Source organism: Bradyrhizobium sp. (genome assembly GCF_016219575.1).
Lineage (GTDB): Bacteria > Pseudomonadota > Alphaproteobacteria > Rhizobiales > Xanthobacteraceae > Bradyrhizobium.
This window is the reverse complement of the sequence record NZ_JACRMG010000015.1, coordinates 62699-87145: the sequence shown is the minus strand read 5'-3', so window position 1 is coordinate 87145 and position 24447 is coordinate 62699. Positions and strand designations below refer to the sequence as shown.

General features: G+C 64.4%; 26 protein-coding genes. 12 read left to right on the top strand and 14 right to left on the bottom strand.

Features of this window, described 5'->3' with window-relative positions; translation table 11 throughout:
- Window positions 1-57: 57 nt before the first annotated feature.
- Entirely contained in the window at window positions 58-240 is a 183-nt protein-coding gene (locus HZB49_RS14440; protein WP_291612440.1) for a hypothetical protein, read from the top strand.
- A gap of 35 nt (window positions 241-275) precedes the next feature.
- Entirely contained in the window at window positions 276-581 is a 306-nt protein-coding gene (clpS, locus tag HZB49_RS14435; protein WP_291612438.1) for an ATP-dependent Clp protease adapter ClpS, read from the top strand.
- A 16-nt stretch (window positions 582-597) separates the two neighbouring features.
- Here clpS and HZB49_RS14430 read toward each other — a convergent pair whose 3' ends face one another.
- The 4 genes from HZB49_RS14430 to fabI all read right to left on the bottom strand — a co-directional run bounded on the left by HZB49_RS14430 (window position 598) and on the right by fabI (window position 4436).
- Complete coding sequence (locus HZB49_RS14430) at window positions 598-1785, bottom strand: adenylate/guanylate cyclase domain-containing protein (RefSeq protein WP_291612436.1); 1188 nt, start codon at window positions 1783-1785, stop codon at window positions 598-600.
- Window positions 1786-1846: 61 nt separating this feature from the next.
- Window positions 1847-2932 carry a chorismate synthase gene (gene aroC / locus HZB49_RS14425; protein ID WP_291612434.1) on the bottom strand — a complete coding sequence of 362 codons (1086 nt, stop codon included), beginning with the start codon at window positions 2930-2932 and terminating at the stop codon, window positions 1847-1849.
- A gap of 73 nt (window positions 2933-3005) precedes the next feature.
- Entirely contained in the window at window positions 3006-3605 is a 600-nt protein-coding gene (locus tag HZB49_RS14420) for a histidine phosphatase family protein (RefSeq protein WP_291612432.1), read from the bottom strand.
- 12 nt (window positions 3606-3617) lie between these two features.
- The gene (fabI, locus tag HZB49_RS14415) at window positions 3618-4436 is read right to left on the bottom strand and encodes an enoyl-ACP reductase FabI (protein ID WP_291612430.1); all 819 of its coding nucleotides are present in this window, start codon (window positions 4434-4436) and stop codon (window positions 3618-3620) included.
- A 189-nt stretch (window positions 4437-4625) separates the two neighbouring features.
- On the opposite strand from fabI, the gene HZB49_RS14410 reads away from it, so the two are divergent.
- Together HZB49_RS14410 and HZB49_RS14405 are read left to right on the top strand one after the other, a co-directional pair.
- Window positions 4626-5114 carry an RNA polymerase sigma factor gene (locus HZB49_RS14410; RefSeq protein WP_291612428.1) on the top strand — a complete coding sequence of 163 codons (489 nt, stop codon included), beginning with the start codon at window positions 4626-4628 and terminating at the stop codon, window positions 5112-5114.
- Window positions 5115-5165: 51 nt separating this feature from the next.
- Window positions 5166-5951, top strand: a complete 786-nt coding sequence (locus tag HZB49_RS14405; RefSeq protein WP_291612427.1) for an anti-sigma factor — start codon at window positions 5166-5168, stop codon at window positions 5949-5951.
- Between the two features lie 336 nt (window positions 5952-6287).
- Here HZB49_RS14405 and HZB49_RS14400 read toward each other — a convergent pair whose 3' ends face one another.
- Both HZB49_RS14400 and HZB49_RS14395 read right to left on the bottom strand, forming a co-directional pair.
- Window positions 6288-7247 (bottom strand): DnaJ C-terminal domain-containing protein, encoded by a 960-nt coding sequence (locus HZB49_RS14400; protein WP_291612425.1) that lies wholly within the window; start codon window positions 7245-7247, stop codon window positions 6288-6290.
- A gap of 111 nt (window positions 7248-7358) precedes the next feature.
- Window positions 7359-7769, bottom strand: a complete 411-nt coding sequence (locus HZB49_RS14395) for an RT0821/Lpp0805 family surface protein (protein ID WP_365857887.1) — start codon at window positions 7767-7769, stop codon at window positions 7359-7361.
- A gap of 108 nt (window positions 7770-7877) precedes the next feature.
- On the opposite strand from HZB49_RS14395, the gene pdxH reads away from it, so the two are divergent.
- Both pdxH and HZB49_RS14385 read left to right on the top strand, forming a co-directional pair.
- Window positions 7878-8519, top strand: coding sequence for a pyridoxamine 5'-phosphate oxidase (gene pdxH / locus HZB49_RS14390; RefSeq protein ID WP_291612421.1), 642 nt, complete (start codon window positions 7878-7880; stop codon window positions 8517-8519).
- Window positions 8520-8542: 23 nt separating this feature from the next.
- Window positions 8543-9292 (top strand): SDR family oxidoreductase, encoded by a 750-nt coding sequence (locus HZB49_RS14385; protein WP_291612419.1) that lies wholly within the window; start codon window positions 8543-8545, stop codon window positions 9290-9292.
- A 96-nt stretch (window positions 9293-9388) separates the two neighbouring features.
- On the opposite strand, the gene HZB49_RS14380 is transcribed toward HZB49_RS14385, so the two are convergent.
- Window positions 9389-9610 carry a hypothetical protein gene (locus tag HZB49_RS14380; protein WP_291612417.1) on the bottom strand — a complete coding sequence of 74 codons (222 nt, stop codon included), beginning with the start codon at window positions 9608-9610 and terminating at the stop codon, window positions 9389-9391.
- Window positions 9611-9825: 215 nt separating this feature from the next.
- Window positions 9826-10803, bottom strand: a complete 978-nt coding sequence (locus HZB49_RS14375; protein ID WP_291612415.1) for a magnesium transporter CorA family protein — start codon at window positions 10801-10803, stop codon at window positions 9826-9828.
- A 334-nt stretch (window positions 10804-11137) separates the two neighbouring features.
- Between HZB49_RS14375 and HZB49_RS14370 the strand changes: the two genes are divergently transcribed.
- Window positions 11138-11821, top strand: coding sequence for a L,D-transpeptidase (locus HZB49_RS14370; RefSeq protein ID WP_291612414.1), 684 nt, complete (start codon window positions 11138-11140; stop codon window positions 11819-11821).
- 140 nt (window positions 11822-11961) lie between these two features.
- Here HZB49_RS14370 and HZB49_RS14365 read toward each other — a convergent pair whose 3' ends face one another.
- The gene (locus tag HZB49_RS14365; protein ID WP_291612474.1) at window positions 11962-12969 is read right to left on the bottom strand and encodes an extensin family protein; all 1008 of its coding nucleotides are present in this window, start codon (window positions 12967-12969) and stop codon (window positions 11962-11964) included.
- Window positions 12970-13122: 153 nt separating this feature from the next.
- Here HZB49_RS14365 and HZB49_RS14360 point away from each other — a divergent pair, with 153 nt between their 5' ends.
- Entirely contained in the window at window positions 13123-14751 is a 1629-nt protein-coding gene (locus HZB49_RS14360) for a fatty-acid--CoA ligase (protein ID WP_291612412.1), read from the top strand.
- A 49-nt stretch (window positions 14752-14800) separates the two neighbouring features.
- Here the strand turns inward: HZB49_RS14360 and HZB49_RS14355 are convergent, their stop codons facing one another.
- A complete protein-coding gene (locus HZB49_RS14355; RefSeq protein WP_291612410.1) occupies window positions 14801-15022 on the bottom strand; it encodes a hypothetical protein in 222 nt (73 codons plus the stop codon).
- 115 nt (window positions 15023-15137) lie between these two features.
- Here HZB49_RS14355 and HZB49_RS14350 point away from each other — a divergent pair, with 115 nt between their 5' ends.
- Together HZB49_RS14350 and HZB49_RS14345 are read left to right on the top strand one after the other, a co-directional pair.
- Window positions 15138-16010, top strand: a complete 873-nt coding sequence (locus HZB49_RS14350; RefSeq protein WP_291612409.1) for a LysR family transcriptional regulator — start codon at window positions 15138-15140, stop codon at window positions 16008-16010.
- Window positions 16011-16150: 140 nt separating this feature from the next.
- Window positions 16151-17005: a DUF1499 domain-containing protein gene (locus tag HZB49_RS14345; RefSeq protein ID WP_291612407.1), complete on the top strand. Its 855-nt coding sequence runs from the start codon at window positions 16151-16153 to the stop codon at window positions 17003-17005.
- Between the two features lie 118 nt (window positions 17006-17123).
- Here the strand turns inward: HZB49_RS14345 and HZB49_RS14340 are convergent, their stop codons facing one another.
- The 4 genes from HZB49_RS14340 to HZB49_RS14325 form a co-directional block, all read right to left on the bottom strand.
- On the bottom strand, window positions 17124-18044 hold the full coding sequence (locus tag HZB49_RS14340) for an MBL fold metallo-hydrolase (protein ID WP_291612404.1): 921 nt from the start codon (window positions 18042-18044) through the stop codon (window positions 17124-17126).
- Window positions 18045-18173: 129 nt separating this feature from the next.
- On the bottom strand, window positions 18174-19388 hold the full coding sequence (locus HZB49_RS14335) for an acyl-CoA dehydrogenase (protein ID WP_291612403.1): 1215 nt from the start codon (window positions 19386-19388) through the stop codon (window positions 18174-18176).
- A 157-nt stretch (window positions 19389-19545) separates the two neighbouring features.
- The gene (gene ribB, locus HZB49_RS14330; RefSeq protein ID WP_291612400.1) at window positions 19546-20622 is read right to left on the bottom strand and encodes a 3,4-dihydroxy-2-butanone-4-phosphate synthase; all 1077 of its coding nucleotides are present in this window, start codon (window positions 20620-20622) and stop codon (window positions 19546-19548) included.
- A gap of 172 nt (window positions 20623-20794) precedes the next feature.
- Entirely contained in the window at window positions 20795-22519 is a 1725-nt protein-coding gene (locus tag HZB49_RS14325) for a cation:proton antiporter (protein WP_291612399.1), read from the bottom strand.
- A gap of 106 nt (window positions 22520-22625) precedes the next feature.
- On the opposite strand from HZB49_RS14325, the gene HZB49_RS14320 reads away from it, so the two are divergent.
- Together HZB49_RS14320 and HZB49_RS14315 are read left to right on the top strand one after the other, a co-directional pair.
- Window positions 22626-23129 (top strand): DUF3124 domain-containing protein, encoded by a 504-nt coding sequence (locus tag HZB49_RS14320; RefSeq protein ID WP_291612397.1) that lies wholly within the window; start codon window positions 22626-22628, stop codon window positions 23127-23129.
- 65 nt (window positions 23130-23194) lie between these two features.
- Complete coding sequence (locus HZB49_RS14315; RefSeq protein WP_291612395.1) at window positions 23195-24436, top strand: PLP-dependent aminotransferase family protein; 1242 nt, start codon at window positions 23195-23197, stop codon at window positions 24434-24436.
- Window positions 24437-24447 lie beyond the last annotated feature (11 nt).

Genomic DNA, 24447 nt, shown 5'->3' with positions numbered 1-24447 from the left:
CCCGATTAGGAAGCAATGGTGACACGCAAATCGCGGCGCGAAAAGCGGTAACGTGAATTGTCCATCACAATCGGTTTAGCCTGCCAGCAAATTGCCGGATTGCCTCGCATTTCGGCTTTGAAACTCTCGAATAATGCCCAGTTCCGGGACCCGGCCGGAGCCTGTAAACTGATCGAGACCGCGGTTTTCAGCGGCGATCAGGCCATGGCGCAGCGCCTTGCGGGGTGCCGCGGCAGCTGATCGCGGGTGTGCGCGGCGCGGGAGTTTGTGCCGTCATGACCGACACCGTCGTCAAGCCGAAAACCAGGGTCAAGACCAAGACCGAGCGGCCGCGCCTGCACAAGGTGATCCTGATCAATGACGACTACACGCCGCGCGAATTCGTCGTCACGGTGCTGAAGGGTGAATTCCGCATGACCGAGGACGAGGCCTACAAGGTGATGATCACCGCGCACCGCCGCGGCGTCTGCGTGGTCGCGGTGTTCACCAAGGACGTCGCCGAGACCAAGGCAACCCGCGCCACCGATGCCGGCCGCGCCAAGGGCTATCCGCTCTTGTTCACGACGGAGCCGGAGGAATAACGGATAACCCGAACGCTCAGGCCGCTTCCGCCGCCTCTTCGTCGAACAGGCCGTAGACGCGCTGGGCCTTGGCAAAACCCGCGATCGGAAACTCGCCGAGATCGCACCAGCCGCCGCTGCAGATGCCGGCAAAGCCTTCGGAAGCGACGATGGTGCGGCGCAGCCGGCCGGTGAGCTTTTCCAGCCGCGCGGCGAGATTGACGGCGGGCCCGATGCAGGTGAAGTCGAGCCGGCTGCCGCCGCCGATATTGCCGTAGAGGATCGGGCCGACATGCAGCGCGACGCCGAAGCGGAAGCGCTCGATGGTGTCGCCGATCCTGTACTGCATCGCCTCGACGCCTGAGCGCGTCTGCCGCGCGGCTTCCAGCACATGCGCGCAGACTTCCGGGGAATCGCCGACATATTCATCGATCGGAAACACCGCGAGCAGACCGTCGCCCATGTATTTCAGCACTTCGCCCCCATGCTCCTTGATGGCGGCGACCTGGCAATCGAAGTAGTTATTGAGAATGTCGACGACGGTTTCGGGCGGCAACCGGTCCGACAGCGCGGTGAAGCCGCGCAAATCGGACAGCCAGATCGCGGCGTTCATGCTCTCGGTGTGGCCGCGCCGGATCTGGCCGCCGAGAATCTTTTCGCCGGCGCGATTGCCGACGTAAACGTCAAGCAGCGTGGCGGCCTTTCGCTGAAGCGAGACGACCTCGATCAGCCGCGCCAGCGGCGCCAGGATCGAGCGCAGTGCATCGAGCTGTTCGTCGGTGAAACCGCCTTCCTGCCTGGTGCTCCAGCTCGTGGTATGTGCCGAGCCGTCGATGTAGCGGATCGGCCGCGCGATGTAGTCGGTGACGCCTTCGGCGCGCAGATCCTCGACGACGGGCCAGCGGCTGCTGTCGGGATCACTGACGCGCGCGCGTATCTCGCGGCCCTCGCGGGCCACGATGGAAATCGGGCTCGCATGGAACTGCGGCGTCTCCGTGATGCTGTGATCCGCCGTGCCGATCTGGATCGGCTCGCCCGGTTTCCAGATGAAATTCCGGCCGAAGATGTCGGGGTGCAGCGTGCGGATGTAGAAGGCGACGCGGAACAGCGGGATGCCGGCATCGATCAGCCGCCTGCACAGCTCGTCGATCATGTCGCCGGGAACGGGCGAAGAGCGCCCGCCGTCGATCAGCCATTCCCTGACGTCACTTACGTCAACCGCCATGCGGCCTGCCCTTCTCTCTGGCTGAGAATATGGGCGGCTTCGTGCGCGGAAGCTAGCCCGCTCAACCGACCTGGCCGCGGTGGCGCAGCAGGTGATCGGCCAGCACGCAGGCCATCATGGCCTCGCCGACAGGCACAGCGCGGATGCCGACGCAAGGATCGTGGCGGCCCTTGGTCATGATCTCCGTCTCGCCGCCCTGGCGGTCCACCGTGCGGCGCGGGGTGAGGATCGACGATGTCGGCTTCACTGCAAAGCGCACCACCACCGGCTGGCCGGTGGAGATGCCACCCAGAACGCCGCCGGCGTTGTTTGAGAGAAAACGCGTGCCGTTATTGCCGGTGCGCATCTCGTCGGCATTCTCCTCGCCGGACAATTCGGCCGCGCCAAAGCCGGCGCCGATCTCGACGCCCTTGACCGCATTGATGCTCATCATGGCCGAGGCCAGATCGCCGTCGAGCTTGGCGTAGATCGGTGCGCCCAGCCCCGGCGGCACGCCTTCGGCCACGATTTCGATGACGGCGCCGATCGAGGAGCCGGACTTGCGGATGCCGTCGAGATAGCTCTCGAAGAAGGCAGCCTTGTCCCGGTCCGGACAGAAGAACGGATTCTTCGCAATCTCGTCCCAGTCCCATTTCTCGCGGTCGATCTTGTGCGGGCCCATCTGCACCAGCGCGCCGCGCACCTTCACCTCGGGCAGGATTTTTCGCGCGATGGCGCCTGCCGCCACGCGCGTTGCAGTCTCGCGCGCCGAAGAGCGCCCGCCGCCGCGATAGTCGCGCAGGCCATACTTGGCTTCATAGGTGAAGTCGGCATGCCCCGGACGGAACTTGTCCTTGATCTCGGAATAGTCCTTGGAGCGCTGGTCGGTGTTCTCGATCAGAAGCGCAATCGGCGTGCCCGTCGTCACCTGTACGCCGGTCTCCGGATGCGCCATCACGCCGGACAGGATCTTCACCGCATCCGGCTCCTGCCGCTGCGTGGTGAAGCGCGATTGTCCCGGCCGGCGGCGGTCGAGATCGTGCTGGATGTCCTCGTTGGTGAGCGGGATCAGCGGCGGACAGCCGTCGACCACGCAGCCGATCGCAAGCCCATGGCTCTCGCCAAAGGTCGTGACGCGGAACATGTGGCCGAAGGTGTTGAAGGACATGCTTGCTCTGGAAATCCGGGATTGAGCCGTGTGGTAACGCGGGCGGTCCCCCCGGTCAATTTCGGCCTGCGCCTTAACTATATTTTCTGAGCGATCCGTCGCCGAACACGTAGACGGCGCCCTGCTCGATGTAGAGATCGGCCGCGCTTTGCGGCGTCTCATGGCCGAGCGCGACCATCAGGGCCCGGCAGGTCCCGCCATGGGCCACCGCGACGGTATCGGCCTTGATCGAATCGTACCAGTCGCGCATCCGGACCTGTACCGCCTCATAGGTCTCGCCGCCCGGCGAAGACATCGTCCATTTCTGCGTGAGGCGTTTGGCGTAGAATTCCGGGTCTTTCGCCTGCATCTCGGCGAGCGTCGAGCCCTCCCATTCGCCATAGCCGATCTCGCGCAGGCGGTCGTCGAGCGCGTATTCGCCCGCCGCCAGCCCAAGCGCCGCACGCACGAAATCCATCGTCGAACGGGCGCGGCCAAGGGGGCTGGCGACATAGACGAGTTCGTTCTTGTCGCGGCGGTCGCGCTCGAACAGGCCGGCAAGGACGTCGCCGGCGTGTGCCGCCTGCCTGCGGCCGAGTTCATTGAGGGGAATGTCGAGCGTGCCCTGCAACCGCCCCTCCGCATTCCACGATGTCTCGCCGTGGCGGATGTAATAGATGGTCGGCGCGGGCATGGCAGGCGGCAGCTATTCCTGCGTCCGCGAGATATCGGGCGCGTCGGGATGCTTCATGCCGACGATGTGGTAGCCGGAGTCGACATGGTGCACCTCGCCGGTGACGCCGCGCGACATGTCGGAGAGCAGATACAGCGCGCTGGCGCCGACCTCCTCCAGGCTCACGGTCCGCCGCAGTGGCGCGTTGAGTTCGTTCCATTTCAGCATGTAACGGAAATCGCCGATGCCTGCCGCAGCGAGCGTCTTGACCGGTCCGGCAGAGAGCGCGTTGACGCGGATGTTGTCCTTGCCGAGATCGGCGGCGAGATAGCGCACGCTGGCCTCGAGCGCCGCCTTGGCGACGCCCATGACGTTGTAATGCGGCATCCACTTTTCCGAGCCGTAATAGGTCAGCGTCAGGATCGAGCCGCCTTCCGTCATCAGCTTCTCCGCACGCTGCGCGATGGCGGTCAGCGAGTAGCAACTGATGAGCATGGTGTTGGTAAAGTTGTCGGCGGTGGTGTCGATGTAGCGGCCGTCGAGCTGGTCCTTGTCGGAGAAGGCGATCGCGTGCACCACGAAGTCGATCTTGCCCCACTGCCTGGCAAGTCCGGCGAAGGCGGCATCGATGGTGGCAGGATCGGTGACGTCGCAATGGCCGAGCAGAATACCTCCGATCTCCTCGGCCAGCGGCGCGACCCGCTTCTTCAGCGCTTCGCCCTGCCAGGTCAGCGCGATCTCGGCGCCGGCGGCGTGGCATGCCTTGGCGATGCCCCAGGCGATGGAGCGGTTGTTGGCGACACCGAGGATCACTCCCCGCTTGCCCTGCATCAGACCTGAAACTTGCGACATCGGATTCCCGGCTGCACGTGATCGGTGGTCTGGAGGTACACCAGCACTCCACGGCGGAAAAGCCCAAATCCGCGAATACCCATTAACGCTGTTCGCAAGTCCGGAAAGGACCGGAATAGTTCCGTCATTCGGGTGTTATGTTGGGAAGGTGCGCGCCTGTCGCGCCGACGTCAGCGGACCGATCGAAGCATGAGCCCGTTTCGCCAGAGTGTCGAAGCCATGATCCCGGCGCTGCGGCGTTACGCGCGGGCGCTCGCGCGCGACGCCGACATCGCCGACGACCTGGTGCAGGACACGCTGGTGCGCGCGCTGCGTTCGGAAAAGCTGTTCCTCGGCGGCGACGTGCGGAGCTGGCTCTACACGATCCTCACCAACCTGAACAAGAACCGGCGCCGCTCCCTTGCACGGCGCCCTCAGTTCATGCCGCTGCTCGACAACAATCCCGACGCCAGCGGCACGGAGGCCGAAGGCCGCGACATTGCGCGCGCGCTGGCGACGCTTGTGGAGGAGCAGCGCGCCGTGCTGCTGCTCGTGATGCTGGAGGGCCTTTCCTATCGCGAGGTCGCCGACATCCAGGGCGTGCCGATCGGCACCGTAATGTCACGGCTTGCCCGTGCGCGCGCCCATGTCAAAGCTGTTCTGGAAGGCGAGCGTACGGCGTTGCGTCGGGTCAAATAGCGGCAGCAAATTGCATCGAAGATCGAACAGGACTGGACAGAGACGACGACAATGACTGACCCAAGAATTCCCGTCACCGAAGACGAGCTTCATGCTTACGTCGACAACGAATTGCCGGCGGAGCGCCGCAGCGATGTCGAGGCGTGGCTGGCTGCGCGTCCCGAGGACGCGGCGCGGGTGCAATCGTGGCGCGCGATGGCCGAGTTGCTGCATGCCAGATACGACTCGGTGCTCGACGAGCCGGTGCCGAAACGGCTCGAGCTCGAGCGGCTGGCAAGTCCGCCGCGCCGCTGGATCTATGGTGCAGCGGCAGCCGCGCTGATCGCCTTCGTCGCCGGCGGCGGCGTCGGCTGGATCGCGCATGGCGCGGCGGCCACGCCCTCGGTGTTCCAGAACTTCACTGTGGAAGCGCTGGATGCACACCGGCTCTATGTCGTGGAAGTGCGCCACCCCGTCGAAGTGGCAGGCAGCGATCGCGCGCATCTGACGCAATGGCTGACCCGGCGTTGCGGCTGGAAGGTGCATGCGCCCGAACTGGATTCCGCAGGGCTGAAGCTGGTCGGCGGGCGGCTGCTGCCCGGCCCGGCGGGACCGGCATCGTTCCTGATGTATGAGGGACCGTCGGGCGAGCGCTACACGGTCTATGCCGCGAAGGCGACGGTGGAAACGACCCAGATGCGCTATGCCTCGCATGGCCGCGACAGCGCGCTGTTCTGGGCCGAGCGCGGCGTCGGATTCGTGGTCGCCGGTTCCAGCGACCGCGATCGCCTGACCCAGATCGCCAAGCTCGTCTACGACGAGAGCGAGAAACTCGGCGGCGACGTGCGTACGCGCTGAAGATTGTTGCGCGCGTCCGGCGAAAATCGTGCGGGATCAAGACGATCGGAGGCCGAATTGCGGCGTAACGCATTGTCCCAATTTGGACATTGAATATCTGGAATCAGACCACCGGCACGTCTCATTATCGCACCGGATGATCACGCGAAAATGAGTGGCGCTCGATCCGCCGATCGGCGCAAGCGGCCTCGATCGGGGTTTGGTACCGCGCTGGTCCCCCTTTCGAGGCCGCACCCCTTTCGGGGGACACGCCAACTGGCTCGCGCAAACCTCCAGGCTCACGCGATCGAAACGCAAGCTGACCCGCCAGAGTTCCTGCGTTGCGGAACCTGATGGTCAGCCGAGGTCGCTACGCGGATTGTACGGGTGTCCGTCGCGCCACTTCTGCATCAATTGCTCGAGCTCGCTGTCGTTCCCGTCAGGCAGGATGATTTTTGTGGTGACGAAGAGATCGCCGGCCCCGCCCGCCTTCGGCAGACCCTTGCCCTTGAGGCGGAAGGTTCGCCCGCTCGAAGTGTTCTTCGGGATCGACAGTTCCACTGCGCCGCCGAGCGTCGGCACGCGGACCTTGCCGCCAAGCACGGCCTCGTAGAGCGTGATCGGCAGATCGATGCGCAAGTCGCTGCCGTCGACCTTGAAGAAGGGATGCGGCGCGATGCCGACCGTGATCAGCACGTCGCCGGGACGATGGCCCGGCGCGGTCTCGCCCTGCCCCTTCAGCCGGATCTGCTGGCCCGCGGTGACGCCGGCGGGAATTTTGACATTGAGCTCCTTGCCGGTGGGCAGCCGCACGCGCTTCTCGGCGCCCTTGACGGCGTCTTCGAGCGAGACGGTGAGCGAGGCATTGACGTCGAGGTCGAGCCCGATGCCGCCATTGTCGAATTCAAACGGCCCGCCGCCGCCGCGCGCGCCACGGCCGGCTGCGCCACCGAACATGCTGTTGAGGATTTCCTCGAAACTGCCGCCACCGGAGCCGCCCGGTCCGCCGCCGCCGGAACGAAAGGTATAGGTCTCGAAGCCGCCCGGACCGGCGCGGCCGCGCGGGTCGCCGCCCGAAAAACCCTGGAAGCGCGGCTTGCCTTCGGCGTCGATCTCGCCGCGGTCGAATTGCTTGCGCTTGTCCTCATCACTGAGGATTTCGTTGGCCGTGTTGATCTCGGCAAAGCGCTCTGCGGCCTTCGGATCGCCCTTGTTGCTGTCGGGGTGATGCTTCTTGGCGGCCTTGCGAAAAGCGCTCTTGATGGCCGCAGCGCTGGCGCTCCGCGGCACCCCCAAGACCTCATAGGGGTCGCGCATCCGTCAAATCTCCTTATCGGGGGAATCGCGTCCGTCGAATTCGGACAGCATACCCATTTCCGCTTCATCTGGGGTGCCCGTTGCATTTTTGCAACTGGTCCTGCGGCGAGTTTAGCCCCGTCTCCACGGCTTTAGCGTATGAATTTCCCAGCGGCCATGGCCTGCCTTGCAGGCGGCGCCCTGCAGCCAGCTTTCGGTGCGGCCGTTGACATAGCTTGCCAGAAAGTCCCGGCAGGTGCGGCCTTCATTGCTGTAGGCTTGGGCGAGCGGGGTCACCGAGCCGCGGGCGCCGGTTTCCGGGTTCTGCCAGGGCTGGCTGGTGTCCTTGTCGCCCTTGGTCAGCACGTCGGAGGCTGCGGTGCGGGCGAAAGCCAGATCGCTTTCCGTCGGCACCGGCTCCTGCCCCGTGATCGAGCCGGTCACCACCTCGCCGTCATCGCCCTTGGATGAAAAGAACCCGCCGCCATCGCGGGAAAAGCTGCAGGCGCCCGAGCTGGCGCCGATCAGGAACAGGGTAACCATCGTGCCGAAGGGCCGGATCGCCGATAGGCCAACGCGTCCCCATGCCCTATATAGGCGGGGCTGCAGCGCGCTCTGGGACGCTGACCTACGCAACTCGGTACTCCGGCAATGACAGACACAACCTCCATCAAAACCCCAACACCGTTAACATCCGGTGATTTTACGGCCGCGGAGGAACCCTTCGCGCTGTTCGGGGAATGGTTCGCGGAGGCCGTGAAGTCCGAGCCGAACGACCCCAATGCGATGGCGCTTGCCACCGTCGACGCCGAGGGCCTTCCCGACGTGCGCATGGTGCTGATGAAGGGTTTCGACAGCGATGGCTTCGTCTTCTACAGCCACATCGCCAGCCAGAAGGGCCGCGAACTCGCCGCAAATCCTAAGGCCGGTTTACTCTTCCACTGGAAGTCGCTGCGCCGCCAGGTTCGTATACGCGGCCCGGTCACGCCGGTGACGGACGCCGAGGCCGACGCCTATTTCGCCACCCGGCCGAAGCAGGCCCAGATCGGCGCCTGGGCAAGCAAGCAGTCGCAGCCGCTGGAAAGCCGGTTCGCATTCGAGCAGGCCATTGCGCTGGTCGCCGCCAGGCATGTGATCGGCGAGGTGCCGCGCCCGCCGGGCTGGAGCGGCTGGCGGATCGAGCCCCTGCGCTTCGAGTTCTGGCACGACCGCCCGTTCCGCCTGCACGACCGCATCGAATTCCGCCGCGACGCGCCCAACCAGCCCTGGAGCAAGGTGCGGCTGTATCCGTGACGCCGAACGCCTGAAGGAATCCCATGCCGTCTTCCAACCTGCCGCGGCGTACGCTGCTCCTGACCGGCGCCAGCCGCGGCATCGGCCATGCCACCGTGATCCGCTTCTCCAGCGCAGGCTGGCGCGTGATCACCTGCTCGCGTCATGCCTTTCCGGAGGATTGCCCTTGGGATGCGGGGCCGGAGGACCATATCCAGGTCGACCTCGCCAACCCCGGCGACACCGTGCGCGCCATCGGCGAAATCCGCCAACGGCTCGAGGGCGGGACGCTGCACGCGCTGGTCAACAATGCCGCGATTTCGCCGAAGGGACCGGGCGGCTCTCGCCTGGGCAGCGTCGACACCGACCTCGACACCTGGACGCATGTCTTTCAGGTCAATTTCTTCGCTCCGATCATGATCGCGCGCGGGCTGATCGACGAATTGAAGGCCGCCAAGGGTTCGGTGGTGAACGTCACCTCGATCGCGGGGTCGCGCGTGCATCCCTTCGCCGGCGCCGCCTATGCGACGTCAAAGGCGGCACTCGCCTCATTGACCCGCGAAATGGCGTCCGACTTCGGCCGAGTCGGCGTGCGCGTCAACGCCATTGCGCCGGGCGAGATCGACACCTCGATCCTGTCGCCGGGCACCGAGAAGATCGTCGAACAGCAGATTCCGATGCATCGCCTCGGCACGCCGGACGAGGTCGCCAAGATCATCTATGTGCTGTGCACGGAAACCAGCTCTTATGTGAACGGCGCCGAAATCCACATCAACGGCGGACAACACGTCTGAGGGCAGACCGAGGGATCGGTCGTGACGCGGACCGGTCTCCGGTCACTGGTTTTTCGTTCGCAGCCCGCCCGCGCCTCGCGGGGGCAGACCTATTTTTCAAACCAGCTCGCGCAAAATCTGCGCAGCTTGCCAGCGTAGCTGGGCCGCCTCGACATTGAACGTGCTGGAGCACTCTTCCTCGCGCTCGCCCTCGGCCAGCACCGCGCCGCAGTGCCGGCAGGTACGCACCGAGATCGCGGGCGCCCGGGCGCCGATGCGCTCCCGGTAGCTCGCGAGGTCGATGACCGTGCGCGATTGAGTTGGAACTTTGTCAACCATTGTGCCCTCGCGGCGTGTGGGCAGCGTTATCGCAGACAACTTTCGACCAATGGTTCAACCCACAGTTCAAATTTTATCGGAGCGATGGCGAGCGGTGGAACCGGCTGCAAGCTTGACGAATTTGGCGTTACCACGACCGGGAACAGGTGGTTGCCGCCGGCTTGCCCGGTAACCATGGTGCGAGGGATGCGCGTTCACCCTTCGGAAACGCAAGCTCACAGCCACTTCTTCCACCGGAAGATCCAGTACGGCACGATCGCCGCGGCCAGCATCATGAAGACCGCCATCGGATAACCGAGCGCCCATTCCAGCTCCGGCATCTTCTTGAAGTTCATGCCGTAGATCGAGGCGATCAGCGTCGGCGGCATCAGCACAACCGCCATCACCGAGAACAGCTTGATGATGTTGTTCTGCTCGAGATTGACCACACCAAGCATGGCGTCGAGCACGAAGGTGATCTTGTTGGAGAGGTAGGAGGCATGGTCGGTCAGGGAAACGACGTCGCGCTGCATGGTCTTGAGTTGCTCGCGCATGTCCTTCGACCATTTGACGCCCTCCATGACCGCAGACAGGAAGGTGACCAGGCGGCCGATCGAGACCAGGCTTTCGCGGATCTTCGAGGCCAGGTCGCCCTTGCGGCCGATCTCGATCAGGATCTGGGAATATCGCTTGGCGTGGCCGTGACGCTGGCTCTCGGGTTCGAAGACGTCATGTGACACCTGGTCGATCTCGGCACCGCAGCGCTCGAGGATGTCGGCGCAGCGGTCGATCACGGCGTCCAGAAGCTCCATCAGCACCATCTCGCCCGATATCGACGGCGAGCAGGAGCGCGCGAGCTTGTTCTCCACCAACGCAAACGGTTTCGGGCTGTCGTAGCGCACCGTGACCAGGCGGTGGCCGGCGAGGATGAAGGTGACGGCCGTGGTGCGGGGCATGTCGGTGTCGGACTGGCACATCAGCGTCGCCGTCATGTAGCGCGCGCCGTTCTCGATATAGAGGCGGCTGGAGATCTCGATCTCCTGCATGTCCTCCCGGGTCGGCACCGCGATGCCGGCCACGCGCTCCACCGCCTTGTCCTCCTCCGGCGTCGGTCTGACCAGATCGATCCAGACCGCGTTTTCCGGCAGCGCGGCAAGATCGACGGCGACGGCTTTTTTGAGCGAGAATTCGGAGGGTACGAAAACCGAGAACATCAACAACTCCGTAACTTATTACCAAGAGCACACCGGCTTAACCCGATTCTGGCAAGCGCTTCATGACCGGCGCATTAACCGCCGCTCAGGATTTGTGGCGGTCAAGTGGCGGCAGTATGGCGCAGATACGGCCGATGTGGCCGTTTTGCCCAACAACTGGGCCGGTTTGACGCATGCTTGCGGCAGAAAGGACACAGCCGGCCGCCAACGGCACGGGATAAGTCCCTAAGTTCTGGAATTGTGAAGAGTTTCGGAGATAATGCGACCAATGAGTTCGGGCGTTTGCGGCGCATCGTTTGTACGCGCATGCAGAAAATCTCGATTGGAACTGGATATGTCGTCACTGAAGGCAAAGTTGGGAATTCTGATTGCCGGCCTGATGCTGTCGGGCTGCATGCAGACCGCCACCTATCAGGCGGCTCCCGAGGCAACGCTCAAGCCCGCCGACAAGGCGCAGCTTGCGAAGGCGCGCTACGAGAAAGTCGCCGTCGCCGAGCCGTTCCGCCGCGCCATCGTCGACTATCACCGCAAGGAAATGCCCGGCTCCATCGTGGTCGATTCGGACAACCACTATCTCTATCTGGTGCAGGATGGCGGCAAGGCCATTCGCTACGGCATCACCGTCGGCGAGGACGCGCTGGCGTTCTCCGGCATCGCCAAGGTCGGCAACATGGCGGAATGGCCGAAGTGGACTCCCACCAAGGACATTCACAAGCGCATCGAAGGCCTGCCGGCGTCGGTACCCGGCGGCGTCGACAATCCGCTCGGCGCGCGCGCGCTCTATCTCTTCCAGGGCGGCCGCGACACCATGTTCCGCATCCACGGCACCAACCAGCCGGAATATATCGGCGCCTCGATCTCCTCGGGCTGCATCCGCATGACCAACGAGGACGTCATCGACCTCTATAGCCGCGTGAAGGTGGGGACGATGGTGGTCGTGCTCGAACCCAAGCACGGCGACTCGCCCTATAATTCCAAGATGGCCCTGCAGGGCGGCTCCGGCCCCATGATGCAGTAAGTCTTCAAGCAGAACGAGACTGCAAGAGCGCCGGTTTCCGGCGCTTTTTTCGTGTCCTGATGTCGGGTGAGGTCCGAGGGCCAAAGATCCGCCGCCAGAGATTCCACATCCGACCTGCCCTGCCGCGAGGGCGCCGGTTATCACCGGCGCTTTCTTGCCGGGTTCGGCTTGGCTGGCGCGGGTCTTGCTTCGGCCTCCGGCTCTTCCTGATCGGATTTTCTCGCATCCGGTTTCGCAAGCCCGCCGGATTTGGCGGCAACCTCCCGCGGCGGCGCGTCCGCCGGTCGCTCCGCCGGCAACAGCGGCGGGATCTGCGGCAGCGGATCCCACACGTTCCACTGGCAAATCCGGTAATTGTTGCGCCGCTCGGCCACGTCGAGATGGATGTGGTCCTCGTGGTACCAGTCCGATCCCGGCCCCAGCACGGTGGAGAACCGCGCGCACACCGAATGCAGCACGGCTTCGCGCACTTCGCGCGCCACGGTGCGGTCGGTGAAAAAGATGGATTTGCCGTTCGCGAGCCTGACGGCGCGCACGTCGAGCGCATTGGCGCGGCCGTGCTCCGACAGCTGCGCGCCGACGACGCGGTTGCGGCCTCGGCATTCGAAGGAATCGAAATTGTCGAGGTCGCTGACCTGGCTTCCGAGCCGGGCCGCGATCGGAACCATGTCGGTGCGGATCCAGTCGGCAATTGCGCTCGCCATCCTGCAGCGGAGGATCGCCGCCGGCTTCACCGGGATCTTCCGCTTGTCCGGCAGCACGATCGCCTCCAGACGCACCAGGTCCTCGCCGCCGCAGCCGCCGGGGCCCTTGATGTCGGGGATGGAGGGGGCGACCGCGATCTCTTCCGTCAGCGCCAGCCGGCAGGCCGACGGCGGCGGCGGCTCCGCCGGTTTGGCGGGCTCGGATTTCTCCGCGGCCTCCTTGTCGGGATCGGGCTTTGCCCCGGATTTGGGTGCCTCGGCCGGGCGCGGGCGCGGCAGCGGGATCGCCGTGGTATGAACGGTGCCGCGCAGTTTTGGCGGCTTTTTCCCGGACAGGTCCAGCGGCGGGGCCAGCCTGACCTCGTGCGCCGGGTCCCGTGCCGGGTCCCGTGCTTTGGCCGGCACGGCGGCGGTCCATAGCGCAAGCGCCGCGGCGGTAACCATTGCCGCCAAGCGGCGGTCAAGGGTGCCAATATCCAATTTCCGGCTTGATTTCTCCGCGCTAAAGTTCATGACAATTCCAAATCTTACAGCCCATTCGCCCGTACTTTGGGGCGAAAGCGCGCAAGCACCATAACTATCAGGAGGGACGTTCGGATGCGTGGTTTGATGCAAGATTGGCCGTTGTTGTGCCACCGGATTATCGAGCACGCGGCCAGGTATCACGGAACACAGGAGGTCGTCACCCGCTCGGTCGAAGGCCCGATTGTCCGCACCACCTACGCCGAAATTCACAAGCGTGCGCTGAAGGTTTCCCAGATGCTGCAGCGCGACGGCATCAAGCTCGGCGACCGCGTCGCCACCATCGCCTGGAACACGGCGCGCCATCTGGAATGCTGGTACGGCATCATGGGCATCGGCGCGATCTGCCATACCGTGAACCCGCGCCTGTTCCCCGAACAGATCGCCTGGATCATCAACCACGCCGAAGACCGCGTGGTGATGACCGACATCACTTTCGTGCCGCTGCTGGAAAAGATCGCCGGCCAGTTGCCGAGCGTCGAGCGCTATGTGGTGCTGACCGACAAGGCCCACATGCCACAGACCACGCTGAAGAACGCGGTCGCCTACGAGGAATGGCTGGCGCAAGCCGACGGCAAGTTCGAGTGGCAGGACTTCGACGAGAATACCGCGGCCGCCATGTGCTACACCTCGGGCACCACGGGCGACCCCAAGGGCGTGCTCTACTCGCACCGCTCCAATGTCATTCACTCCTTCATGGCGAATTCGAAGGATGCGCTCGGCACCTCCTCGAGCGACGTCATGCTGCCGGTGGTGCCGCTGTTCCACGCCAACAGCTGGGGCATCGCGTTCTCGGCACCCGCGATGGGCACCAAGCTGGTGATGCCCGGCATGAAGCTCGACGGCGCCTCGGTCTATGAGCTCCTGGAAACCGAGAAGGTCACCCATACCGCCGGCGTGCCGACGGTGTGGCTGATGCTGCTCAACCACATGGCTGCCGGCAACCTGAAACTGCCGCATCTCGAATTCGTGGTCTGCGGCGGCTCGGCGATGCCGCGCTCGATGATCAAGGCGTTTGTCGACATGGGCGTGACCGTGCGCCACGCCTGGGGCATGACCGAGATGAGCCCGCTCGGCACGCTGGCTGCGCTGAAGCCGCCTTTCTCCGATTTGAAGGGCGATGCGCAGCTCGACGTGCTGCAGACCCAGGGCTTCCCGCCCTACGGCGTGCAGATGAAGATCACCGACGACGCCGGCAAGGAGCTGCCGTGGGACGGCAAGACCTTCGGCCGTCTCAAGGTCGCAGGCCCCGCGGTGGCAAAGGCCTATTTCAAGGTCGACACCAAGATCCTCGACGACGAGGGTTATTTCGACACCGGCGACGTCGCCACCATCGACCCGCACGGCTACATGCGGATCACCGACCGCTCCAAGGACGTGATCAAGTCGGGCGGCGAGTGGATTTCCTCGATCGACCTGGAGAACCTCGCGGTCGGCCACCCCGCCGTCGCAGAAGCTGCCGTGATCGGCGTCTTCCATCCCAAATGGGACGAGCGTCCGCTGCTGATCGTGCAGCTCAAGCAGGGCCAGTCCGCCACGCGCGAGGACATCCTGAAATTCATGGACGGCAAGATCGCCAAATGGTGGATGCCAGACGATGTGGTGTTCGTCGAAGGAATCCCGCATACGGCGACCGGCAAGATCCTCAAGACGGCGCTGCGCGACCAGTTCAAGGCCTACCGCTTCCCGAACGCGGCGGCCTGAGGCTTGAGGCGGGGCGCATTCAAACGGATGCGCCCCGTATCGTCCGGCATCACGTCGCCTGATGCCTGGCGGCCGCTACAGGCTTGCCGGCGAACACACCGGCGATCAGCGACAACACTGCCGTGCCCGAGGCCTTGATGGCCGCCGTCCGCGCACGGCGGGCCCTCTCCCTGTAAGCATCGAAATCGATACTGCCGTCGGGATGGCGCAGCGTGTCTTCGCCGGAAAACACCCTCGATGTGGCTCCGTTCAGACTGCCTTGGCGGAACATGGCGAATCTCCTTCTTTGAAGGAGCTTGATATATTATCCTCATGCTGTGCTATAATAGGTCAACTTTTCCGCTCATACGTGAACCTAATTCATGAATAGCGCAGCCTCCGCTGAGATGAACGCTTTTGTCCGGGTGGCCGAACGCGGCAGTTTCGCCGCTGCGGCGCTCGATCTGGGACTCACCCCCTCAGCCCTGTCCAAGCTGGTGACGCGGATCGAAGATCGGCTCGGCGTTCGGCTCCTGACCAGGACCACCCGCAAGCTCGCGCTGACTGCCGAAGGCGAGCTGTTCGTCGCCAGGAGCCGGGAAATCCTCACATCCATCGAAGCCGCCGAAGCCGAGGTGACGGCGGCGAGCGAGCGGCCGCGCGGCCATCTCAGGATCAGCGTCGGAACCGCCGTCGCCAAGCAGATTCTCGGCCCGGCGCTTCCCGTCTTTCTCGCCCACTATCCCGACATCACCGTCGAGCTTCATGTTTCGGACCGGCAAATCGATCTGGTCGCCGAGCAGGTCGACGTCGCCATCCGCTCCGGCGCGCTCGGTGATTCAACGCTGGTGGCGCGGAAGCTCGCCGAGGCGACGCGTGTGATCTGCGCCAGCCCGCGCTATCTGGAAAAGCAGGGGGCGCCCCGCGTGCCGGCCGACCTGCTGCAGCACAATTGCCTGACGTTGCCGGGGCCCGCATGGGCGCAATGGCCGTTCCACACCCATGAAGGCATCAACCGGCTGGCGGTCTCAGGCAGCTTCACCAGTGACAATGCCGACCTCTTGCTCGATATGGCGGTCGCCGGACTCGGCATCGCGCGGCTGGCGGATTTCATGGTCGAGCGCGCCGTGCAGCAGGGCGCGCTCGTTCCACTGCTGGCGGACTGCCATGTGCCGGAATCCTTTCCGATCCACGCGCTGACCGTCCCGGGCCGTCACCGCGCGCCCCGCATCAGGGCTTTCGTCGACTTTCTCGCCGGACAGTTCGGCCGCGCCGCATGATGTGCCACCCATCACGATTTGGGTCGATTTTCCGGCGCAAGCTGCTTTCCACGCGGCCGCAAAATGCGCTAGTTCGGGGCGCACCGGCCGTCCGCACCCGACTCGACCCGGCGCCCCAATTCTCGATGGAACGTTGACCGATGGCCCGCAGGTTTTCCGCCCCCTACCAGACGGAACCCGTGTCCGCACTTGCGACATGGTCGCGCAACCTGGCGGTCTTCTCGGTCATCACCGTGCTGGTGTCGATGATCATCGTCCACACCGACTTCCTCGAGATGAAGCCGGCGATGGTGACGTTCTTCGGCGGACTCGGCATCGCCGGTCTCTCGATCCTGGTCGGTCTCGGCGCGTTTGCAGCGATCTGGCAGAACGGCTCGCGCGGCATGAGCCGTGTCCTGCTTGCGCTTTTAATCGACGCGATGGTGCTGGCCTATCCCGCCTATCTCGGCCTGCAATATCGCAAGCTGCCGAAGATCCACGACATCACCACCGACCCGATCGACCCGCCGCGCTTCGAGGCGCTGGCACGGCTGCGCACCGGCGAAGGCGTCAACTCGGCGGTCTATGCCGGGCTCTATTCGGCCGAGCAGCAGCGCATCGCCTATCCGGAAATCGAAACGGTGGACCTGGAGTTGCCGACGAAGCGCGCCTATGAGGTCGCGCTGGCGATCGTGCAGAAGCGCAAATGGATCGTGATCGAGGCGCGCGAGCCGCAGCCGCCGCGCAATATCGGCCGCATCGAGGCGGTAGCGCGCACGCTGGTGATGGGTTTCCGGGAGGACGTGGCGATCCGCATCACGCCCGACGGCGAGGATTCCCGCATCGATATCCGCTCCTCCTCGCGCTATTTCGAAAGCGATCTCGGCAGCAACGCTGCGCGCGTGTCGAAGCTGATCGAGGACATCAACACGGCCGCCGAGGCCGCCGCGTTGAAGCCGGTCAAGAAGGCGCCGGCGCCGACCCCGAAGACCCAGGCGAAGAACGTGAAGAAGTGACGCTCTGGCGTCGTCCCGGGGCATCGCGAAGCGATGAACCCGGGACCTCGAAACAACGGAGTACGGTTCGAAATTCCGGGTTCGATGCTTCGCATCGCCCCGGAATGACGGCCCCGTTTCAAGAGGCCATCCTGTACGTGCCGCCGATCACGGGATCGCCGTCGGTCGCGACTACGCCGCGGGTGACCAGGTCCTCCAGATGGGCCAGCACCGAATAGCCGGCCGCATTGGTAAGGCGCGGGTCGATGCCGATATAGATCGCGCGCACCATGGTGGGGATGTCGGCCTCGCCCTTGGAAAGGCGATGCAGGATCGAGGCCTCGCGGGCGCGGCGGTGCCGTTCGAGGTAGCGCACATAGCGCGGGCCTTCCGGAATTTCCGGGCCGTGGCCGGAGAAATACAAATCCTCGTCGCGCCGCGCCAGCACATCGAGCGAAGCCATGTAGTCGATCATCGAACCGTCCGGCGGCGCCACGATCGAGGTCGACCAGCCCATCACATGGTCGCCGACGAAGCTGATCTTTCGCTCCGGCCAGGCAAAGGCGAGATGATTGGCGGTGTGGCCGGGCGTGGCGACGGCTTCGAGCCGCCAGCCTTTGCCCTCGATGACATTGCCGTCCTTCACCGCGATATCAGGCTTGAAATCGCGGTCGGCGCCGGATTCCGGATTGTGCTTCTCGCTCTCGAAACGCGGCCGCGAGGCGCGGTGCGGGCCTTCGGCATACACGGTACCTCCGGTGGCTGCCTTGATCCGAGCGGTGTTCGGCGAGTGGTCACGATGGGTATGCGTCACCAGGATATGCGTCACCGTCTCGCCGCGCACGGCCTCAAGCAACGCTTTCGCATGCGCCTCGTCATCCGGACCGGGATCGATGATCGCGACATTGCCCTTGCCCACGATGTAACTGACCGTGCCGGTGAACGTGAACGGGCTCGGATTGTTGCAGAGGATGCGGCGCACGCCGGGGCGAGCCTCCTCCACTGCGCCGGGCTTCAGGGGAAAGTCGCGGTTGAAGGGAATGTCGTCGTTGTCGGCCATGAGTACCTATATTGCGGTCTCGCAGGATGGGTAGAGCGAAGCGAAACCCATCATGCAACGCATGCAGCGAGAAGATGGGTTTCGCTGCGCTCTATCCATCCTACGTTGTCGGAATGACGAGCAAGTAGTTTACGAAAACGCCTGGATGCCGGTGATCGCGCGGCCGAGGATCAAGGCGTGGACGTCGTGGGTGCCTTCATAGGTGTTGACGGTTTCCAGATTCGCGGCGTGGCGCATCACGTGATACTCGATCTGGATGCCGTTGCCGCCGTGCATGTCGCGCGCCATGCGGGCGATGTCGAGCGCCTTGCCGCAATTGTTGCGCTTGACGATGGAGATCATCTCCGGCGCCATCTTGCCCTCATCCATCAACCGGCCGACGCGCAAGCTGCCCTGAAGCCCGAGCGCGATCTCGGTCTCCATGTCGGCGAGCTTCTTCTGCACCAGCTGGGTCGCCGCCAGCGGCCGGCCGAACTGCTTGCGGTCCAGCGTGTATTGCCGGGCGCGATGCATGCAGTCCTCGGCGGCGCCCATCGCGCCCCAGGAAATGCCGTAGCGGGCGCGGTTGAGGCAGCCGAACGGCCCTTTCAGGCCGGACACGTTGGGCAGCAGCGCGCTCTCGGGCACCACGACGTTGTCCATCACGATCTCGCCGGTGATGGACGCGCGCAAGCTGAGCTTGCCGCCGACCTTCGGCGCGGACAGGCCCTTCATGCCCTTTTCGAGGATGAAGCCGCGGATCTGGTTGTCATGCGCGGCCGACTTGGCCCAGACCACGAAGACGTCGGCGATCGGCGCATTGGATATCCACATCTTGCTGCCGTTGAGCCTGTAGCCGTCCGACACCTTCTCGACGCGGGTCTTCATGCCGCCGGGATCGGAACCGGCGTCGGGCTCGGTCAGGCCGAAGCAGCCGACCCACTCGCCGGTCGCGAGCTTCGGCAGGTATTTCTTGCGCTGGGTTTCGTCGCCATAGGCATAGATCGGATACATCACCAGCGAGGACTGCACCGAGTTCATCGAGCGATAGCCGGAATCGACGCGCTCGATCTCGCGCGCGACGAGGCCATAGGCCACGTAGCTCGCATTGGCGCAGCCATATTCCTCCGGCAGCGTCACGCCGATCAGGCCGAGTTCGCCCATCTCGTTGAAGATTTCGCGGTCGGTCTTCTCTTCCAGGTAGGCCTTGACGACGCGCGGCGCGAGCTTGTCCTGCGCGTAGGCCCGCGCGGTGTCGCGGATCAGCCGCTCGTCTTCGGTCAGCTGGTCGTCGAGCAGGAACGGATCATCCCACTGGAACGCAGCCGCGGCCGGCTTGTCCTTGGTCTGGGGGCGCACGCTCATGGGAGTTCCTTTCGCATATCTCAATTTCCTACAAACTAAAGCGCTAACGACACGAGCGCAATTGGGACCACGTCATTCCGGGATGGTGCGTAAGCACCAGACCCGGAATCTCGAGGTTCCGGGCTCGATGCTTCACATCGCCCCGGAATTGACTTCGTCAACCTTCAAGGCGCTCGTTGCCGACGATCTCGATGCCGAAACCCGACAGGCCCTTGTAGTCGTGCACCGACGAGGTGAGGTTGCGGATCGAGGTGATGCCGAGATCGCGCAGGATCTGCGCGCCGACGCCGACCTCGCGCCACTGCCTGTTGCGGTCGGCTTCCGCCGTCTTCTGCTCGCCGACCGGCTCGACCGGAACGCCGGCTGCACCGTCGCGCAGATATACCAGCACGCCGCGGCCGGCACGCTGGAAATGATCGAGCACCAGCCGCATGCGCTCCTGGCCCGTGAACAGGTCCTTCACGATGTTGGGCTTGTGCAGGCGGGTCAGCACGTTCTTGCCGTCGCCGACGCCGTTGTAGACGAAGGCGGCGTGCGCGATCTCGTCGAAGGGCGAACGATAGGCGTAGCCCTGCAGCGTTCCGATCGGGCTTTCGGTGAGGAAGGTCGAGACGCGCTCGATCAGCTTCTCGCGCGCCTGGCGATAGGCGATCATGTCAGCGATCGTGACGTGCCTGAGCTTGTGGGCGGCGGCGAAGCGTACCACCTGCTCGCCCTTCATAACGGTGCCGTCGTCGTTCATCAACTCGCTGATGACGCCGACCGGCGGCAAACCGCTGAGCCGGCAGAGATCAACCGCAGCCTCGGTATGGCCGGAGCGCAGGAGCACGCCGCCGTCGCGCGCGATCAGCGGAAAGATGTGGCCGGGCCGGGCGAAGTCGCTGGCGCCGACATTGGGATTGGCAAGCGCCCGGCAGCAGGAGGCGCGCTCGTCGGCGGAAATGCCGGTGCCGCCATCGGGCTTGTAGTCGATCGAGACCGTAAAGGCGGTGGTGTGACTGGAATCGTTGTGCGCCACCATCGGGTCGAGCCGCAGACGGCGCGCGTCGTCGGTGGTAATCGGCGCGCAGACGATGCCTGAGGTATGGCGGATGATGAAGGCCATCTTCTCGGCAGTACAGAGCGAGGCCGCGACGATCAGATCGCCCTCACCTTCGCGGTCGTCGTCATCGGTGACGACGACAAGCTCGCCCTTGGCAAAGGCTTGCAAGACTTCCTGGATCGTATCGGCCATTTCCTCAAAACCCGCTTCTTGTGCCGGGATGGATTACCCGGACTCTCGGGCCCGCGCCAGCAACATTACGCAGGGCGGCATGCCGCCCGCGGGGGCCTGAAGAACGATATTTTATGTGGGGTCGCCATGACGGGATGAAAGAGCCGCCGGCGGCTGGAGCGAGCGTTCCGCTCTACGGCAAAACCTCCTTGCGCTCGGCAAGCCGGGCATCCATCTCCGCGCGCTTGTCCTCCAGCAGGCCCGCGTCGGCCGCCTCGATCACGGAAAACAGCTCGGTGGCGTCGGTCAGGCGGGTGACGGTGACGTAGTCGGCGCCGGCGGCATAGAGGTCATTAACGTTGGAGAGCAGGTCGGCGGTCGCAACGATCCTGGCGGTGGGGTTGAGAGCGCGGACGTGGCGGACCAGCTTTTCATTGTTGGCGCCGACCAGAAGCGAATCCGGCACACTGAGGATGATGATCTCGGCCTTGCCGATGCCGGCATGCACCAACGTATCGACGTTGGAGATGTCGCCATAGATTACGTGCACGCCGCGCTCGTTCAGGATGCGAAACACGTTCGGATTGAAATCGATCACCGTGATCTGCTCCAGCAGCGACTCGTTCTGTTGTTCGATCTGGCTGAGCAGGGCGCTTGCAGCCCGGAAGAAGCCGAGGATGACGATGCGGTTGGTCTCGCCATGGCCGCCCTCGTGGCCCTCGGCGTGATGGACGTGGTCGAGATCGCGCAGGCCAACCTTCTTCAACGGCCCGATCAGGCCCTTGGTGATCCCTCCGCTGCGCGCCATGACGAAGGTCGAAACCACCGCCAGCACCACGAAAGCAAAGGAGACCGCGTGCGCAGTCTCGGTCTTGATGTGGCCGGCGGTGATGCCGGTCTGGATCACCACCAGCGAGAATTCCGAGATTTGCGCGAGGTTGATGGCCGGCAAGAGGCTGGCGCGCAGGCCCTGCTTCATCAGATAGAGCGGCGTGAAGGTGGTCACGACGCGGCTTGCCACCGTGAAGGCGGCGATGATCAGAGCCAGCACGATCACCGATCCGTTCGGAATTGGGATGGTCATGCCGAGGGCGACAAAGAACAGCGTGATGAAGAAGTCACGCAGCGTCGTCACTTTCGCCGTCACGTCGAGCGCATAGGGGAAGGTCGACAGCGAAACGCCCGCCACCAGCGAGCCCATCTCGCGCGACAGATGCAGCTTTTCCGCGACCTCGCCGATCAGGAAGCACCAGGCCAGCGCGCCGAGCATGAGCAGTTCGGGCCGCCGCGCGATCTGGTGGAACAGTCTTGGCAGCACATAGCGGCTCAGGATCAGCGCGGTCGCAACCAGTGCGCCGACCCGGGCGATCGAAAGCAGGATCACCGAGACCTGCAGGTTGGCGAGCGAGGGCTGCACCGCCAGGAACAGGATGGCGAAGATGTCCTGCAGCACCAGGATGCCCAGCGTGATACGGCCCGGCAGGGTATCCAGCTCACGCTTCTCGTAGAGCACCTTGACGATGATGACCGTGCTCGAGAGCGCGCAGGCCACCGTCAGATAGAGCGCATCGAAGGCGCCGCCCCCGAGCGAAAGGCCGATGGCCATGAAGAAGAGGACACCGAGCAGGCAGCCGCCGAGCAGCTGACCGCCGGCGGCAAACAGGATGACCGGGCCGGCGCGGATGATCTTCTTCAGGTCGATCTCCAGCCCGATCATGAACAGCATGAAGATCAGGCCGAGCTCGGAGATGACGCTGATCGATTCCTGGGACTTGACCCATCCCATGCCGAATGGCCCAATGAAAAAGCCGGCAACGAGGTAGGCGAGGATCAGCGGCTGGCGGGAAAAATGGGCCAAAAGCCCAAGCCCCCAGGCAAACAGGATGCTAAAAGTGATATCGCCAATGAGTTCGTGCATGAATCAAATGTACCTTCCGCCGCAACCTAGTGACAGGCGTTGCAGGCTTAAACAAGCAATCTGTCACACCCCGATCAAGGCCGTTTTTTCGGGGCTTCTGGCCTGCATGCTGCTGTTGCAGATTTCCGCTAGCCACGCCCAGGGAAGCAGCCAGGGCGGCGGCATCGAGCAGAATTTCGCCTCGTCCCTGACTGCCGTTCCCGCCGAGCCTCTCGCCGTTTCCGGCGCATTCTACGTCCCCGTCTATTCCAGCGTCTCGATGGCCCAGGGCAAGCTGCGGGCGGATTTTTCCGTCACGCTGAGCGTGCACAACGCTTCCGAAACACGGCCGCTGGTGCTGAAGCGGATCGCCTATTTCGACACAGCGGGCAAGATGGTGGAAAGCTACCTCAAGTCGCCGATTGCGCTGAAGCCGTTCTCCACCATCGAGGTCTTTATCCCGACGTCGGACGTGCGCGGCGGGACCGGCGCCAACTTCGTGGTCGACTGGGCCGCGGCCGGCGAGATCGCCGAGCCCGTCATCGAAGCCCTGATGGTCGGCGGCGTCGGCGCCGGACACTATGCCTTCATCAGCCAGGGGCGGCCGATCCGGCTGGTCGGCAAGAACTGACAAGAACCAAGGGAAGCGAAAGCAACCTGCTTCCTCAACAAGAAAACGAACGGGAGACGATGTCCATGACTTCAGCCCAATTCGACTATGCCCCGCTGCTGCCGGCCGGGCTGCCGGCGCCCGCGGCGCGGTGGACGGGCCTTGCCAAATACAGCTTCGTCGGCGGCAACAACGACCCCGACGGCGTGCCGGTGGAGGGGCTGATCGAGGCGGTCAATGCGGTGCTCAGGCGCGAGGGAAAGTCGCTCGCGACCTACGGCCTCGCCAGCGGGCCGCAGGGCTATCGCGCCCTGCGCGAATTCCTGGTCAGGAAGCTGAAGCGCGATGCCGGCATCGTCTGCACGGCGGACGACCTCCTGATCGTCTCCGGATCGCTGCAGGCGCTCGATCTCGTCAACAACACGCTGCTGGCGCGCGGCGACACCGTGCTGATCGAGAAGGAGACCTACCAGGGCGCGATCAACCGCCTGACGCGGCTCGGCGTCAAGGCGATCGGCATTCCCCTCGACGACCAGGGCATGCGCATGGATGCGCTGGCGAACACGCTTGCCGATCTCAAGAGCAAGGGCATCACGCCGAAATACATCTACACCATCCCCACGGTGCAGAACCCGACCGCCACCATCATGCCCGAGGAGCGCCGCGCGGAGATGCTGCGCCTGTCGCAGCAGTATGGCGTGCCCATCTTCGAGGACGACTGCTATGCCGACCTGACCTGGGACGGCAAACGGCCGCCCGCGATCTACGCCATGAGCAAGAGCAACAACGTCATCCATGTCGGCTCGTTCTCGAAGTCGATCGCTCCTGCCCTCCGCATCGGCTTCATCGTCGCACCCTGGGAGATGATGTCGCGCATGCTGGCGCTGAAGACCGACGCGGGATCCGGCGCGCTGGAGCAGATGGTGCTGGCCGAATATTGCGCTCCGCATTTCGAAAACCATGTGCCGAAGCTGACGCGCGGCCTGCGCGCCAAGCTCGACACCCTGATGGACGCGCTCGGCGAGCAGTTCGGCACCGCGGCCGAATTCGAAGAGCCGAAGGGCGGCATCTTCCTGTGGGTGAAGCTGCCCGACAATGTCGATACGCTAAAGCTGTATCAGGCCGCGCTCGCCGCAGGCGTCGCCATCAATCCCGGACCGGAATGGTCGGTCGACAAACCCTATGCGGGCTGCCGTCTGCGGCTCTGCTTCGCCAGCCCCTCGCATGAAGAGATCCGCGAGGGCGTGGCCGTGCTCGCCGACGTCTGCCGCAAGGAATTCGGCGTGCCGGCCCGCAGCGCCAATGTGGAGAAGCGCGCGCAGGTCTAGCCGCGTGGCTT